This is a genomic window from Alteromonas sp. RW2A1 (genome assembly GCF_001886475.1).
GTDB classification, from domain to species: domain Bacteria; phylum Pseudomonadota; class Gammaproteobacteria; order Enterobacterales; family Alteromonadaceae; genus Alteromonas; species Alteromonas hispanica.
Window position 1 is genome coordinate 1435482 of sequence record NZ_CP018031.1, and the last position, 15668, is coordinate 1451149.

11 protein-coding genes are annotated in these 15668 nt (G+C 44.2%); 4 read left to right on the plus strand and 7 right to left on the minus strand.

Annotated features, from left to right (window positions below):
• The first annotated feature begins 114 nt into the window (after positions 1-114).
• A complete protein-coding gene (rnhA, locus tag BM528_RS06460) occupies positions 115-594 on the plus strand; it encodes a ribonuclease HI (RefSeq protein ID WP_071979179.1) in 480 nt (159 codons plus the stop codon).
• A 19-nt stretch (positions 595-613) separates the two neighbouring features.
• On the opposite strand, the gene BM528_RS06465 is transcribed toward rnhA, so the two are convergent.
• Positions 614-1591: an NAD(P)H-quinone oxidoreductase gene (locus BM528_RS06465; protein ID WP_071979180.1), complete on the minus strand. Its 978-nt coding sequence runs from the start codon at positions 1589-1591 to the stop codon at positions 614-616.
• Positions 1592-1877: 286 nt separating this feature from the next.
• Here BM528_RS06465 and BM528_RS06470 point away from each other — a divergent pair, with 286 nt between their 5' ends.
• Positions 1878-3071: a class I SAM-dependent rRNA methyltransferase gene (locus tag BM528_RS06470; protein ID WP_071981195.1), complete on the plus strand. Its 1194-nt coding sequence runs from the start codon at positions 1878-1880 to the stop codon at positions 3069-3071.
• Positions 3072-3150: 79 nt separating this feature from the next.
• On the opposite strand, the gene BM528_RS06475 is transcribed toward BM528_RS06470, so the two are convergent.
• The 5 genes from BM528_RS06475 to BM528_RS06495 all read right to left on the minus strand — a co-directional run bounded on the left by BM528_RS06475 (position 3151) and on the right by BM528_RS06495 (position 10431).
• Entirely contained in the window at positions 3151-3363 is a 213-nt protein-coding gene (locus tag BM528_RS06475; protein WP_071981196.1) for a DUF2061 domain-containing protein, read from the minus strand.
• A 427-nt stretch (positions 3364-3790) separates the two neighbouring features.
• Complete coding sequence (locus BM528_RS06480; RefSeq protein WP_071979181.1) at positions 3791-4093, minus strand: PilZ domain-containing protein; 303 nt, start codon at positions 4091-4093, stop codon at positions 3791-3793.
• A 130-nt stretch (positions 4094-4223) separates the two neighbouring features.
• A complete protein-coding gene (hrpA, locus tag BM528_RS06485; protein ID WP_071979182.1) occupies positions 4224-8129 on the minus strand; it encodes an ATP-dependent RNA helicase HrpA in 3906 nt (1301 codons plus the stop codon).
• Between the two features lie 287 nt (positions 8130-8416).
• Complete coding sequence (locus BM528_RS06490) at positions 8417-9748, minus strand: Na+/H+ antiporter NhaC family protein (RefSeq protein ID WP_071979183.1); 1332 nt, start codon at positions 9746-9748, stop codon at positions 8417-8419.
• Positions 9749-10011: 263 nt separating this feature from the next.
• A complete protein-coding gene (locus BM528_RS06495; RefSeq protein WP_071979184.1) occupies positions 10012-10431 on the minus strand; it encodes a CBS domain-containing protein in 420 nt (139 codons plus the stop codon).
• A gap of 418 nt (positions 10432-10849) precedes the next feature.
• Between BM528_RS06495 and sbcB the strand changes: the two genes are divergently transcribed.
• Positions 10850-12280 carry an exodeoxyribonuclease I gene (gene sbcB / locus BM528_RS06500; protein WP_071981197.1) on the plus strand — a complete coding sequence of 477 codons (1431 nt, stop codon included), beginning with the start codon at positions 10850-10852 and terminating at the stop codon, positions 12278-12280.
• A 150-nt stretch (positions 12281-12430) separates the two neighbouring features.
• On the plus strand, positions 12431-14086 hold the full coding sequence (locus BM528_RS06505; protein WP_071979185.1) for a DUF342 domain-containing protein: 1656 nt from the start codon (positions 12431-12433) through the stop codon (positions 14084-14086).
• 85 nt (positions 14087-14171) lie between these two features.
• Here BM528_RS06505 and BM528_RS06510 read toward each other — a convergent pair whose 3' ends face one another.
• Positions 14172-15620: a diguanylate cyclase gene (locus tag BM528_RS06510; protein WP_071979186.1), complete on the minus strand. Its 1449-nt coding sequence runs from the start codon at positions 15618-15620 to the stop codon at positions 14172-14174.
• Positions 15621-15668: the final 48 nt, after the last annotated feature.

Consider the following 15668-nt stretch of genomic DNA (forward strand, 5'->3'; position numbering starts at 1 on the left):
TATTATTGTGTTTCTATTTTTTGATAGTATATCAACCCCTTTGCTGCAGGCTAAGGGAAAACCCAAAATAAATGCATAACACTTAGGTTACTGCTTAACACGATAGGACACCACGTGGCTCAAGAAAACGTACAAAAATCCATAGATATTTATACCGATGGCTCTTGCTTAGGTAATCCCGGACCGGGCGGCTATGGCGCTGTGCTTATTTACAAGGGCCACCGCAAGGAACTCAGCGGAGGCTTTGCGCACACAACAAACAACCGAATGGAATTGCTTGCACCTATTGAAGCGCTGAACTCTCTAACCGAAGCCTGCCAGGTTGATCTCACTACAGACAGCCAGTACGTAAAAAATGGTATCAACCAGTGGATCCATAATTGGCGTAAAAATGGATGGAAAACATCAGATAAAAAGCCGGTTAAAAATGCCGACCTTTGGAAACGTTTAGACGAGGCGGTAAAAAAACATTCGGTTAATTGGCACTGGGTAAAAGGTCATTCCGGCCACCCCGAGAACGAGCGTTGTGATGTGCTTGCTAGAACTGCAGCAGAATCGAAACCGACAACGCCTGATAGCGGCTTTGTCGGTTAATACGTTTGCGGTGTAATTTTTACCACGAAACCGTGAGTTTGCCCTTTGTATCGTTGTTCTCCAATCGTGCATGGGGCTTATCAATATCGTCGATTTTGTAGTGAGTGTCTATGTTCACTTTTAGCTCGCCAGTGGCAAAAGCCGGTAAGCATACTGTAGAAAAGTCACTAATTAGCTTAGCTTTGTAATCATCGCTGCGATTGCGAAGCGTGGTTCCGGTCAACGTAGCGCGCTTGCCCAATAGTAATGCCATGTCGAGCTTATCAGCATAGCGCCCAGCCAGCATGGCTAAGTTTACAATTATGCCGTCCTGTTTGAGCACGCTTAAGTTTTTATTGAGGTAATCCCCTCCAACCATATCCAGTACCATGTCAACGCCATCGGGCCATACTGCTTTAAGTTCATCGACAAAGCTTTGAGTTTTGTAGTTAACTAATTGTTCTGCCCCATTTTGTTCACACAGCGACAGCTTCTGTGATGATGAAGCTGTGACGGCTGCATGCACTCCCCAATATCGACACAATTGAGTAGCCGCAAGCCCCACCCCGCTTGCCCCACCGTGGATAAGTGCCCGCTGAGCGGGTTTCACATGAGCGATGGTTCGCAGGCACTGAAACGCAGTTAAAAATACTTCTGCTAAACCCGCGGCCTCAAAAAAAGGCATATTTTCAGGAATAGGCATTAAATGGGCCGGATTAACAATGGCCTCTGTTGCATAGCCTCCACCAGCAACTAAACCAAAAACACGGTCGCCCTGCTTAAAGTTAGACACATCAGGTGCAACCTCTACAACTGTCCCTGCTACTTCAAGCCCTAAAATAGCACTTTCCCCGGGCGGTGGCGGATAGTGTCCCTGACGCTGTAACGTATCGGCTCGGTTAATACCAAACGCACTCACTTCAACTTTTACCATGCCATTTGGCAGCACGTATGACGCTCTCTCTTTAACATTCAGTTCAGTGGGTGAGCACCCTTTTTCGAAATCTACGTAATACATGTCATCTCCTATGTTGAGCGCAGTTGAATTGAGCGAGCTGTATATTCCTACCGAACGCCATCTTGCTTTACTATTTTTGGATCGATTTTGATTGCGCGTTTTGATTACGCGATAGGGCAACGTATAGTTCGCTTCAGCACCATATTGTGACAGAAAGCCCGCTCATTTTCGCTGAACCTGACGAGTTTGAGCTATGCATGACAAAGATACCGACACACAAAACAAGAATATTCGCTATAATCCGCGCTGTTCCATTTTACCTACCTTATCAGATACGAGAACTTATATGTCCGCACAAGTAATTTTACAACCCAACAGAGATAAATCACTGCGCCGCCGTCACCCTTGGGTTTTTGAAAGTGCTGTAGATGAGGTAAAAGGTCGAGCAAAACTAGGTGATACCGTTGATGTTTTAGATTCGCAGGGCGACTGGCTGGGACGCGGTGCCTACTCCCCTGATTCAAAAATACGCATTCGTATGTGGACGTTTAAGCAAGATGAAAGCATCGATAATGGTTTTTTCATGCGTAAGTTAGAAAAAGCGCTAGCACTGCGCAGACGTTTATTTGACCCACGGCAGACCAATGCATTTAGATGGGTGGCGTCTGAAAGTGACGGTTTACCGGGTATCACTATCGACCTTTACGATAATGTCGCAGTTTTACAACTACTAAGTGCGGGCGGGGAAAAACATAGAAGCAAAATTGTTTGGGCTATTACCAAATTACTGCCCGATGTTCACATCTACGAGCGAAGTGATGTAGACGTTCGTAAAAAAGAAGGTTTAGAGCCTGTAGTAGGCGTTTTACACGGCACACCGCCAAACCAAGTTACGGTAAAAGAAAACGGACTTAATATTGTTGTCGATATTGAAAGCGGACATAAAACAGGGTTTTATCTCGACCAGAGAGATAGCCGTGCGGCAGCCGGACAATACGCCAAAGATGCAGATGTACTTAACTGCTTTAGCTACACGGGCACCTTTTCATGCTATGCATTAGCCGGTGGCGCAAAGTCGGTAACGAATGTTGATGTGTCACAACCTGCTTTGAACCTGGCCAAGCATCATGTTGAGATTAATGAACTCGATGGCAGTAAATCTCACTATATCAATAAAGATGTGTTCAAAGCTTTGCGTGAATACCACGCTGAAGGTACGCAGTTTGATATGGTGATTTTAGACCCTCCAAAATTCGTGGATAACAAAGCAACGTTAAACAGAGCAGCAAGAGGCTATAAAGATATAAACATGTATGGCATTCATGCAGTGAAATCTGGCGGCCTTTTGCTTACTTTTAGTTGCTCTGGGCTTATGCCTGCCGACCTTTTTCAAAAAATTGTCGCAGATGCAGCGCTAGACGCAGGTAGAACCATAAAAATAATTGCACGGCTTAATCAGGCCTCAGATCATCCCATCATTGGAAGTTATCCAGAGGGCTATTATCTAAAAGGTTTGGTGTGTGAAGTAACCGACGACTAGGATTTGTGTACCTTCGCTGTAGATAAAAACTTAAACCGTTGCCCCAGTAGCGTACTGTTAATACGCCAGTAGCGCTACGTTAAAAGGCAGATAGCGTTGGCGCGATACTTTCTCGCGCCTTTTTGTCTTCCAACTTTTTCCACACTAACTCATGAAAATAAAAGGCTACCGTATTAATGGCAGGCTCTACCAATGCGACTAACCCACCAACAACCATACTGCCGGTTAGCAGGTAGGCTACGGTAAACGCAACCGCAAAATGCATAATAGCGAATGTCATCGTCTTTTTCATAAAATAGCCTCTGTCATGTTGGTTTTGAACTCGAATGCAATTAGCAGCTTTAACTTGTAAGCCAGCATTTGAAAACAAAAATTCGTACGCTTTAAATATCGTAATGAGAATTATTATCAAAATCAACAAAAGATGAAAACCGAATTAATTTACCAAGGCAATCGATTTTTCCGAACTAAGAGGCGTAACCAAATATCAGTAACGCAAAGAGGTGGTACAAAAATGATGAGCTTAAGAGCAGGAGCAGAACAAACAAGCGACAGAGCGCTGGGAAACATCTAGATTAAAAAGGGAGCGATTTAAAAGAGGCGCTTAAGTACAAAAGGCCCTCTCTCGAAAAGGAAATAATTGTTTTTAGAGAATGGCTATCTACCCGACGCTTCGTCAAGACAGCAGAGCACTAAGAACAATTATTTCCTAAACCGACTTACTTCATTTGGGTGATTTCCACCCCAATAATGCAACTCGATTCCGACTCTGGTTCACAACGCACTACATTAGCAAGCGCGGCGAGTGAAGGTATTTGTGAGCTAGACGACTCTATCGCCACGCTAATCTGCGTTCCAACTTCTATAGCGGGTTCGTCGACCTCTAACGACATACCGGTAGCGCTGATATCCCTACACATTGCCTGCATCGTACGGCTCGATTCATCATCGGTAACCTGTAACTGACACGGCGAGTTAACCATCATCCTGAAAAAATTACGCTTATCGTCGTACCCTAGCATGTCTACTTCCTCTGATTTTTAGCTCACGCTTACTACCCTAATCTTGTTATAGATTGAGGATTTTGACTTGTCAAACCGCGTGACTAGATTCCATACAATTATGTGTTCAAATTTTCACTAATAGCAAGGTTTAAAAATCACTTAAAAACAGGCTTATACGTTTTGCAGATATGGGATAAGCCGTGCCAAGTTGCTGTGCGAACAGCGATACCCTTAACTCTTCAATCATCCATCTCGCTTCGTCGAGCGCCGCTGGCACCTTACCTTTCGGAAATTTACTTCGCGCTTTTTCCCACTCGTTAACACATTTCTCTATAGTAAGCTGATGCTGTCTATCTTTATGTGGATCTATAGGGAGCTTCTCTAACCTGCGAGAAAGACCCTTTATGTAACGATTCCAGTCATCAAGTCTTGCCTCACCAATATAAGAAGCAAACCCTGGAAACACCAGCGATGATAAATGGCCTTTACAATCGCCCAGGGCATTTACCATGTTAAGGGGAACATTTCCTTTCATCAGCTTTTGACACTGGTGCGCTAACGTAAGCCCTTGCTCAACTTGCTTAGCAATATTCAGCACCTTATCGTTGATATCTGCGCGGACTTTGTCTAAACAGGCCTCAAAATCGGCTTTAGTTCGAATATCGGTATCGTGCTCTTTGCAATAATCTGATACCAGGGCGTCAATCCCCGCAAATATACAGTCGTCGATTAGCGCTTTTACCTGACCAAAAGGATTAAAATACAAACCGAGCTTAGCTTTATTGGGAAGCTTATTTTGCAAGTAATTAAGCGGAGACGGCATTGCATTTTTAATCAGCACATTTACTCCCTGACGGTGCTCAGCAACTGCCTTATCTGCCTCATCAACTAGCGCAATATCGACCTTGTCACCGCGCTTCACCAATGCGGGAAACGCTTGCACCTCAAATCCACCCACTTTTTGTACAAAGGTGGCCGGGATATCCTCGAAATCCCATTGCTCAATGTCACTGCGCTCTAATTCGGGAGTGGCGGCTTTTTCAAATGTCTTTTGAACCTGGCCTGCACACTGCTGCTTTAACTGATGTAAGTCGTCACCTGTGGCAATGTTATCACCGTTATCATTAACTACTGCAAAGTGCATTTTAAGGTGTTTGTCTAACTGCTCAAAATTCCACTCTTCAGGCTCAATCACTACGCCTGTCATTTTACGCAGCTTATCCGCAACCGCATCCATCATGGCAACAGGGCGATTATTCTTATCGGTTTCGCTTATATCCGAGAGACAAGCATCAGCAAAATTCGGCGCTGGCACAAAGTTTCGGCGCAAACGTTTAGGTAATGTTTTAATCATGCCCACAATTAGCTCGTGTCTTAACCCGGGCACAAGCCAGTCGAAACCAACATCATCAACCTGATTCAGTACAGGTAGAGGTATCACCACCGTTACGCCATCATCTTTCGCATTTGGCTCAAAGTTATAGCGAAGAGGAAGAGTAATGTTTCCCTGTCGCCATACATCAGGAAATGCATTCGCTACCGATTGACCGGGTTGCTGCCTATACACATCTTCTTCAGTAAAGGTGAGACCTTCATTGCTACCATGCTGCCTGAACCATTTTTTAAAGGCGGCTTCGTTGTTGGCTTCTACCGGTACTTTCTGAGCGTAAAAATGGGCAAGCTCTTCATCGTCTACAACTAAGTCTCGGCGTCGCGTTTTTTGTTCAAACTCATCTGCCTGCTCTAATAGCGCTTGGTTTTCTTGTAAAAAGCCAAAGTTGATTTTTGTGTTTCCGGCAACCAACGCCTCTCGTATGAATAACTCGTGACAAATAGCAGGGTCTATCTGGCTGTAAACTTTGGCTCGCTTCATAACAATAGGCAAGCCAAAAAGCGTGACCTTTTCAAAAGCGATTACCGCCCCTCGCTTTTTCGACCAGTGAGGCTCTGAGTAACTGTGCTGGGTAACGTGTGTTGCTAATGGCTCAACCCAAGCAGGGTCAATTTTAGCCACCATACGTGCAAACAGCTTCGATGTTTCGACTAACTCTGCCGCCATAATCCATTTTGGCTGAGCTTTTGATAACCCCGAACCGGGAAATATCATAAAGCTTGTATTTCTAGAGCCTAAGTACTCTCGGTCTTTATCTTTAAAACCAAGGTGAGACAGAAGCCCACTAGCAATGGCCTGGTGAATCGCCTGGTAATCTGCTTCTTGATTTGAGATCCCCAAACCTAGCTCGGCTATCGACTTTTTAAGCTGGCTGACAATGTCCTGCCATTCCCGCATACGCAAATAGTTAATAAAACGCGTTTTGCACCATTTTCTAAGTTGGTTTTGACTAAGATTGTTTTGCTGCTCTCTGAACCCAAGCCATAAATTCAGTAAGCTAATAAAATCCGAATCTTTATCTTGATATTCACTGTGACTTTCGTCTGCCTGCTGGCGCTTCTCCTGCGGGCGCTCTCGCGGATCCTGAATAGAGAGCCCAGCTGCAATCACCATAACCTCGCTTAGCGCATTGGTAGCATCAGCTTCTATCACCATTCGAGCATAGCGTGGATCTATAGGAAGCCTGGCGATATTTCTGCCCATCTTTGTTAACTGCATTTTGCCATTGCGCTTGGCAATAGCCTGAATTTCTTCAAGCAGTCTAAAACCATCATTAATGTTGCGATTATCCGGCGGCTGCACAAACGGAAAGGCAGCGATATCGCCTAGTCCCAGCGCTAGCATTTGCAGAATTACTGAGGCTAAATTTGTCCTGAGTATTTCTGGGTCGGTGAAGTCTGGGCGACCTAGATAATCATCTTCGCTGTACAAACGAATACAAATACCGTCAGACACACGGCCGCATCGACCGGCCCGCTGGTTTGCAGAAGCCTGTGAAATAGGCTCTATTGGCAGGCGTTGAACTTTACTACGCGCGCTGTAGCGAGATATCCGGGCAAAACCGGGGTCGATTACATATTTAATACCTGGCACGGTAAGAGAGGTTTCAGCCACGTTGGTAGCCAGCACGATACGTCTTCCACTATGAGACTGGAAGATACGATTTTGCTCAGATGCTGACAGGCGTGCGTAGAGCGGCACTACCTCTGTATTGCGATAATGCTGCTTACTAAGCGCATCTTGAGTGTCGCGAATTTCCCGCTCTCCGCTCAAAAATATCAAGATATCACCCGGCGCCTCCCCCATAAGCTCGTCTACCGCTTGAACGATAGCGTCTGACTGGTCGATGTCATCGTCGTTATCTTCGGCCGCTCGGTAACGGACTTCTACAGGATAGGTTCGCCCACTGACTTCTATGATAGGCGCGTTATTAAAGTGCTTAGAAAAGCGCTCAGGGTCGATAGTGGCAGACGTTATAATGAGTTTAAGATCAGGGCGCTTATCTAGAAGCTGACGTAAATAGCCAAGTAAAAAGTCGATATTTAAGCTGCGTTCATGGGCTTCATCAATAATTATCGTGTCGTACTGATTTAAAAACCGATCTTGTTGCATTTCCGCCAGTAACATACCGTCGGTCATTAATTTAACGTAGCTACGTTCGCTCACCTGATCGCTAAACCGAATTTTGAAACCGACTTTTTCACCTAGCGGCGTGTTGAGCTCTTCAGCTATTCGAGTGGCTACGCTGCGTGCAGCAAGTCTACGTGGCTGTGTATGAGCAATCATACCGTCTACACCACGGCCTAACTCTAAACAAATTTTAGGCAGCTGTGTGGTCTTTCCTGAGCCCGTTTCACCAGCAACAATGACAACCTGATTATTCGCAATGGCTTCCTTTATGTCTTCTTTTTTATCGGAAACAGGAAGTGGCGGATATTCAACATCCGGAAGGTTTGCTTTGCGCTGCGCTTTTTTCTCTGCGGAATGTGTTATGTCGCGCTTTAATTTTTCAAATTGCTGAAGCAGCTTCTCATCATTTCGACCGTCCCCTTTAGCCGATTTCGCAAGCTGGGTGATTCGTCGTTTCAAGCGAAACTTATCTGCTGTAAGGCACGCATCAAGTTCCTGATAAAGCGGTTTTATTGCTATGGGTGAAGACAAGGTAACATCCTACAGATAATAACGTTTGAGCTTTCAAATAAAAATGGGGCGTCGATCCTAGAAGATAGCCACCGAAAAAGCCAGCGTATGTTAATGACAAAGTCAGCGTTTGTAAGAGACAAAGTCAGCGACATGCTCAGCGAACCTATCAGCCAAAATACCAGCGACAAAATAAATGCAGTAAACACATCATGAGCAAAGAGGTGTATTTAGAACAACGCATTACAACACACGCCAATCACTTGCAATTGGCCAATACAATTAGCATTGGCCAATTGTACGTAGATTTAGGATGTATGGGTTAACTCATCATCTAATGGGGTGCCAAAACGGGGAAACCCAAGACTTATGGCTGCAATACCAAACACGAAAATGAGCATGGGGTACCAGCAGTAAGGTGTAATTGCTAACGGAGATATCCCCACTACGGCAGCTGCACTAAGCAACTGTGCTCCGTAAGGAACAAGCCCTTGAAAGCTACAGGAGAAGATATCTAATAACGAGGCCGTTCTTCGTGGGTCTACCCCGTACTTCTTATTCAAATCTTTGGCAATTGGACCCGCAGTTACAATGGCAATAGTGTTGTTCGCGGTAGTAATATCAAGAAAGCTCACTAATCCAGCAATACTAAATTCTGCCCCTTTCTTGGTTTGCACCCGCTTTGTTAAGCGCTGTATTAGCCATGTTATTCCACCGTTGGCATGCATTAGCGCGACAATACCGCCAATGGTAATGGCAATCATAGCGAGATCTTGCATCCACCCCATTCCCTTTTGGATACTCTGCATCATGGTAAGTGGCGTAAAACTGCTCTGCACCAAGCCCACTGCACATGCACTTGCAATGCCTACGGCCAATACACTAATCACGTTAAAGCCACTTAGCGCGAAACCAATAATGCATAGATACGGCAATATTCTCCATAAGTCATAATCTTTCGACTCTACAATGCCCGATGTATCAACATCCACTAGCAACAGTAAAATCATGGTTACTATGCACGCGGGCAATGCCACCATAAGGTTTGCTCTAAACTTGTCTTTAAGCTGCACACCTTGGGTTCTTGTTGCTGCTATTGTGGTGTCTGATACAAATGAAAGGTTATCTCCGAACATCGCACCTCCAACTACAATTCCTAACGCCATTTCAATAGGCAAACCAAGGTTAGTAGCAAGACCTGCCCCAATAGGAGATAGCGCAGTAATGGTGCCCATGGAAGTTCCCATGGCAAAAGAGATAAAACAACAAATTAAAAACAAGCCGGGGAGTATCAACGAAGAAGGAACGAATTGCAGCGCCATGTTTACCGTCGCGTCTCGTGCGCCTATATCAATGGTCACAGCATAAAAAGCACCTGCGAGTAGAAAGATAAGTACCAGCAGAATAATGTTCTTATCTCCCCCTCCCTGGCAAAAGGTTTGCACCTTTTCAGAGAAGCTTACTTTGTTCCCCTTCGGATTTAAGCAAAGTCCGTAGCCTGCACTGATGAAAAACGCCACCAATATTGGCATAGAGGTAATATCGTTAGTCGTTATTCCGGTAACAACTACCAGAATAACAAAAAGGAGTATGGGCGTAAGCCCCAAAGGATTTGGCGCGACGGAATTAGTTGAATGCACTGATAACTCGTTTTATGTTGCGTCTATTTAAAAATGAGACGAAAGCATAAAAGGTTTTATTTTTATTGCAAAGAAAATTGAACAACCATATTGCATAAGCAATAAGCATAAGTTTATAGATTGAATGCTAAATTCATGTTTGCATAATTGAAAGTAAGAGAGCTTGGGGGCTCTGGTCATAGAGCCCCTTGAATGTTTTTGCTGCAAAACAAGCCGTGTTCAACAATTATCTGCTTGTCTGAAATTTATTCGGTCGATGCAGGTTAAACAGCGTGCTGATAGCCGTCTTTTAACTGCACATCAATTGCTCTTAAAACCGACGTTCGATTAATGCAGCCTAACAAAACACCATCGTCATCAACCACCGGATATACTTTTGGTTTTTGTTTCAAGAACAACTCGCCTAATTCAATTACCGACATATACGGTTTAACAGAAAGCACAGGAGACTTCATTATGTCCCCAACGCGACATATTTGTTCACGGTAATAACTCGACGCAATCATTGTGGCAATACAGTCTTGTTCGGAAAGAAAACCAATGACTTTGCCTTTTTTATCCAACACAGGGCCGCCACTTTGATTACTAGAAAGCAATGCTTCGACGGCTTGTGCAACCGGCATTTCCACGGTTAGCTTTACGGGATGGGTGTTCATATAATCACTGACTTGCAACGATTCCATTTCTTATCTCCTGTCGTTGCGCCTACCGCTACATACAATAACAACTTTGCAAAACAGCGTATGAAACAAGTCTTCGTAACGACTTAGTATTTATTATTAATTTCGGTGAAAGCGACATTTCCCTCACAGTTTTAGCGTAGACCGCTAACCCCTTTCAAGCCAGTCCTTTTAACAAATTTTTTACACCTTTTATTGGCCCGCGGAAAACCAGCAAAAATAATAAATTTAGATAGCTATATGGTTTACTCTTTATGCGCTTAATTCTTGCCCATTGAAGGGAGCATTTTACTGCCGTTTTTATCACCTTTCTTATAACCGAGCAGGACAATAATACGATGCAAAGTTGGCGCTCAACGCCTTGCCGTGTAAACTCTACGAAAATTAATGGCACCCTATTTACGGAGCAACTTTGGCGGTTATGCAGACACCTACCTTTTTATGGCACGACTTTGAAACGTTTGGCACTAATACGCACAAAGATTTGCCTTGCCAGTTTGCAGCAGTGCGAACAGATGAAAACTTAAATATTGTGGGAAAGCCCATCAATATAATGTCTGCAATAGCAAACGACTACCTTCCCCACCCAGAGGCCTGCCTTGTTACGGGTATTACACCTCAACAAACCTTAAGAGATGGCATGAACGAGGCCGACTTTGCCTCTAAGATCTTTGAAGAAATGTCTCTCCCCAATACGTGCAGTGTGGGTTACAACAGTATTCGATTCGATGATGAGGTGGCGAGATTTCTTTTTTATCGAAACTTCTTCGACCCATATGCAAGAGAATGGCGCAACGGAAATAGCAGGTGGGATATTATAGATCTTGCCCGTGCATGCTATGCACTGCGTCCAGAGGGCATTGAGTGGCCGGAACGGGATGACGGAACACCAAGCTTTAGATTAGAACTACTCACGCAAGCCAACAATTTAGAGCACGGTAATGCCCATGATGCTTTAAGCGATGTCTACGCCACTATAGCCTTGGCTAAGCTAATTAAAGAGAAGCAACCACGACTGTTTGATTATGCATTTTCGCTAAGAAACAAACACGCTGTTATGGAGCAGATTGACCTCTCGAAGCCCTCTGTATTACTGCACATATCATCGAAGTTACCTGCTGCCCAAGGTTGTTGTACATGGATAATGCCTATTGCGAAACATCCCAAAAACGGCAACGGATTCATTACTGTCGATTTATCTCATGACGTTGATAGCCTAATTCATGATTCACCCGAGGAGATAAAACAAAAGCTCTACGCACCATCCGAACACTTTGCCGATAAAAAGGAGCGTCCGGGTGTAAAATTAATCCACGCCAATCGCTCGCCTTTTATTACTACGGCAAAAGCAATGTCAGAAGAAAACGCCATGCGTTTAGGACTTGATCGCGAGAAATGCCTAGATAACTATCGCAAACTAGCCTCTCATCCTGAAATTGCAGAAAAGCTGATTGCTGTGTACAGCGCTGAAGACGAGCACGACGAGAACGACATCGACCACGCGCTCTATAGCGGAGGCTTTTTAAGCGATGCAGACAGACGCTGGTGCGAACAAGTTGTCGCGGCTAGCCCTGAAAATTTGCCGGCTCTTGCAGATTTAACCCAACATCAAGGCTTGCGAACTTTACTCTTTAGATACCGCGCTAGAAACTACCCAAATACCCTGACAGCGGATGAGATGACGCGCTGGCAACGCCATCGCCAATCACGATTAACCGACGCTTCGTCAAACGGCTCCATTACATTAGATACTTATTTGGTGAAGCTTGAACAACTGGCTCATGAGCATAGCGACAACCCCGATAAACAGGCAATTTTGCGCGCACTATTTCAATATGCTGAAAACCTTTGACGTAAAGCCGTTATAAGAATAAATTGATAGCTAACGGATTAGCGGTACTGTTACCTCGCAAGGCAGAAACGCATTAGTGAGTAGTACTATTTAGAAAGAATATGAGCAGCCGATAATAAAACCAATAAGCGCTCAGGGGATTATGTTTTCATGAATGGCGTAACAATTAGCTTCGACAAATCTAGAACCTATATCAATTTAATGCTTAACCCTACCGAGTTTGAAGCAGACGTTGATATGAGTGAGATCCGCAAACAGCTGGAAAGCGGCGAGACATCTGGTCTTTATATTTCAGAGAAAGCGTTAAAATCGGCATGCGATACTGCCAACCATTATTTCAAAACCGATGATGGCACCATAGTGCAAGAACGCATTGGTGAGCGAAAAAATGCGGAAGTCGAGTTTCGCATCCCCGAAGATTCTATGACTGCCAATTTGGTTCTTACAACACCTTATGGTGGCAGATTACCCTCTTTTGCCGCAGTTATGTCTCTTGCAATGAAAAATAAAATTGTAAAAGGAATAAGTACCAAACGCATTAAAGCGCTTTTAAAGAGAGCCCAAAATGCTACTAGCGGCGAAATTCTTGAAGAGACAATTGCAAAAGGTTTGCCTCCAAGAAATGGCAAGAACTCTAAATTTGTTCCCTTGGTACCCAATGCACTGGACAGAATTTTGCGCCCCCAATCACAGGGCGGTGAGCGCGTTGACATGCGTAATCTTGGCGAAGTGATCTGCGTGAAGGTTGACACACCTGTACTTAAACGAACAGCACCGACGCAAGGCCGCTCTGGTTTTGACGTTAAAGGTAATAAGCTGCCAAGCGTTGCTGGCGAATGGCTTGAGTTTAAGATGGGTACAGGCACTGTAGTATCAGACAGCGACTCTAACCTGCTCATCTCTGCCATATCTGGTATGCCTAAATACCGAGACCAGATAATGAATATAGACGACACTTTCATTTGTAGCGGCGTAAACGTGGGCTCTGGTCATGTTAATTATGAAGGTGCTGTTTTGGTTAATGGCGATGTTACCGAGAAGATGCAGATAAAAGCGTCTGGTGATGTCACAATCAATGGCTTTGTAGAATCGGCCTATATCGAGTCTGGCGGCGATATTATTATTACCGAAGGCGCGATGGGCAAAGTAAATGACACTGAAGGCGAATATCAATGCAAGCTTATTGCTGCTGGCAGTATTCACGTGCAGCATGGCCAAGGTGTCGAAATGCAATGCAAAGGCGATGTCACAATTGGAAGGCAACTTGCCTACAGTAGGGTTCGTTGTGGCGGTGCCGTTGTGGTGGGTCAAATTGACAACCCAATGGGCAATTTATTTGCTTGTGACATAGTAAGCCAAGGCAGAGTGGAAGCCGGAACTTTAGGCGCAGTATCTGGTAGTACATTGAAAATTGACTTTAGCCCCGGCTTTAACCAATTGCTGGAACGAAAGGACGGCATTGATGAGCTACTTAAGCAAATTCGCGAAAACAATTTAAAGCATAAAGAAAAATTTGACCTGCTAAAAAGCAAAAAGGTTCCTAAAGAATTAAAGCGAAAAATGACAGACGCCCTTGAGCTATTTAACAATGAAACTGCGCTGCTCGAGTGGATTGAAGCAAAAGCCTATGAGATAAAAGTTGCTAAAGAAAGTTATCAATCAGACGTAAAACTTATTGCTAACAAGCGACTTTATGCAGGGGTTACTGCTAAGTTGAATAATAGAAACTGGCGTTCTGAAAGAGAATACAATCGCTCACGCGTTCGCTACGATGCACACCAATGGCATTACGACCCTATCGTTTAATCTGTGCTTGGCTTATTCTAGGCCAGCTACTCGTATTAGCTGGTCTAACTTACTATTTTAGTTTTGATTGACAAGACTCTGTCTGCTAATCATGTGAAGCAGCGATGTCGCACCCTAACCTATCCGTTTTATTTAAGGCTGCCAACGTACGTTCATACCAGTCTGAAAACTCTTCCTCATCTTTAAGCTCAGCTAAGCCAATTGACACTTTCATCATCGACATGAGGCTTTTCTGTTTTTTGATGCTCTCTAACAACCTAGCAGCCAATGTTTCTGCGGCGTCTAGTTGTGTTTGGGGGCACAATATAATGAATTGCTGCTCATTAAACCTAGATACTACATCCACTTCTCGGATGGTGCTCAAGCAGCTTGATGCACAGCGCTTGAGCATATCTTCGCGAACAAAATCATCGATTGCTCTCTCTTTATTATTGCGCTGTTCAAGCGAGATAATAATAAGCGTTGCAGTAGTGTGAAATCGTTGGAAACGAGAAATTTCTTCTTCTGCTCGTTGGATCATGTGATTTCGATTATACAAACCGGTTATTTTGTCATGAGCAGATAAGTACGCCAAAGCACGATTCTTTTCTAATAAAGCGGCCTTCAACTCACCGATTCGCGTGTCTTTGCTAGCCAAAACATGCTTGTATTCACGCAGGTAGCGACTGCGATATATAAGCCCTATTAGTACAATTAATACAAAAACTACACACAACAACAAAACTGAGTAGTTGCGGCTTTCACGCACTTTAACATTGTTCCATTGCTTATAAATAGCCACTTTCTTTTCTTCAGGTATGCGTTCAATGGCAAAGTTTAATTTTTTAATTAAATGGCTGGATGATTTATTGACCCCAAAAGCGAGAGAATCATGAGGCTCGGCGTACCCCACTATGCTTAACCCCTCTAGATCTTGATTATTAATATGCATATTCATACTCAGCAGAGAGCCTACAAGCACATCGAATTTATTATCGAGAAGTTGTTTCAACCCCTCTTGCTCTGAGGACAACATAGAAATACGAACATTGGGGTAATGACGATAGATGTATTCAAGCTGACGGTAACCATCAACTATACCCACTGTACGATTACCAAGCCCAGAATATCCTTGGACCATGGGTGTTCCCTCTTTGGCCACTAGTACATTGGGCGCCTCGAAATACGGGAGGCTGAAGTCGAGAAACTGGCGCCGATAGTCTGACGTATTCAGCATTGGAATAACCTGACATCGCCCCTGCTGAACATATTCTAAACTCTGCTGCCAGTTTTCAGTTGGCACGAGGGTAAACGACAGGTCGGCTAGATCCTCTATCAGCGCTAGGTATTGCGCGGAGATGCCCACATGGCGATTATTGCGAATTGCTTCGTAAGGCGCCCAGTTAGGATCGATACAATAGGTAACTTCTTCAACGTTATTGTTAAGTATGTCGCTTTCGATACTATTTTCGACCTGAGCGAAAGCTTGGCAAAAGAAAACATTTACGAGCGTAAATGCTGCCCACCCAATGTTTCGAACTAACTTTGAAATCATACTTACTGGAATTAAGAAACTACAAACTATGGGGCAAGTATTCATTGA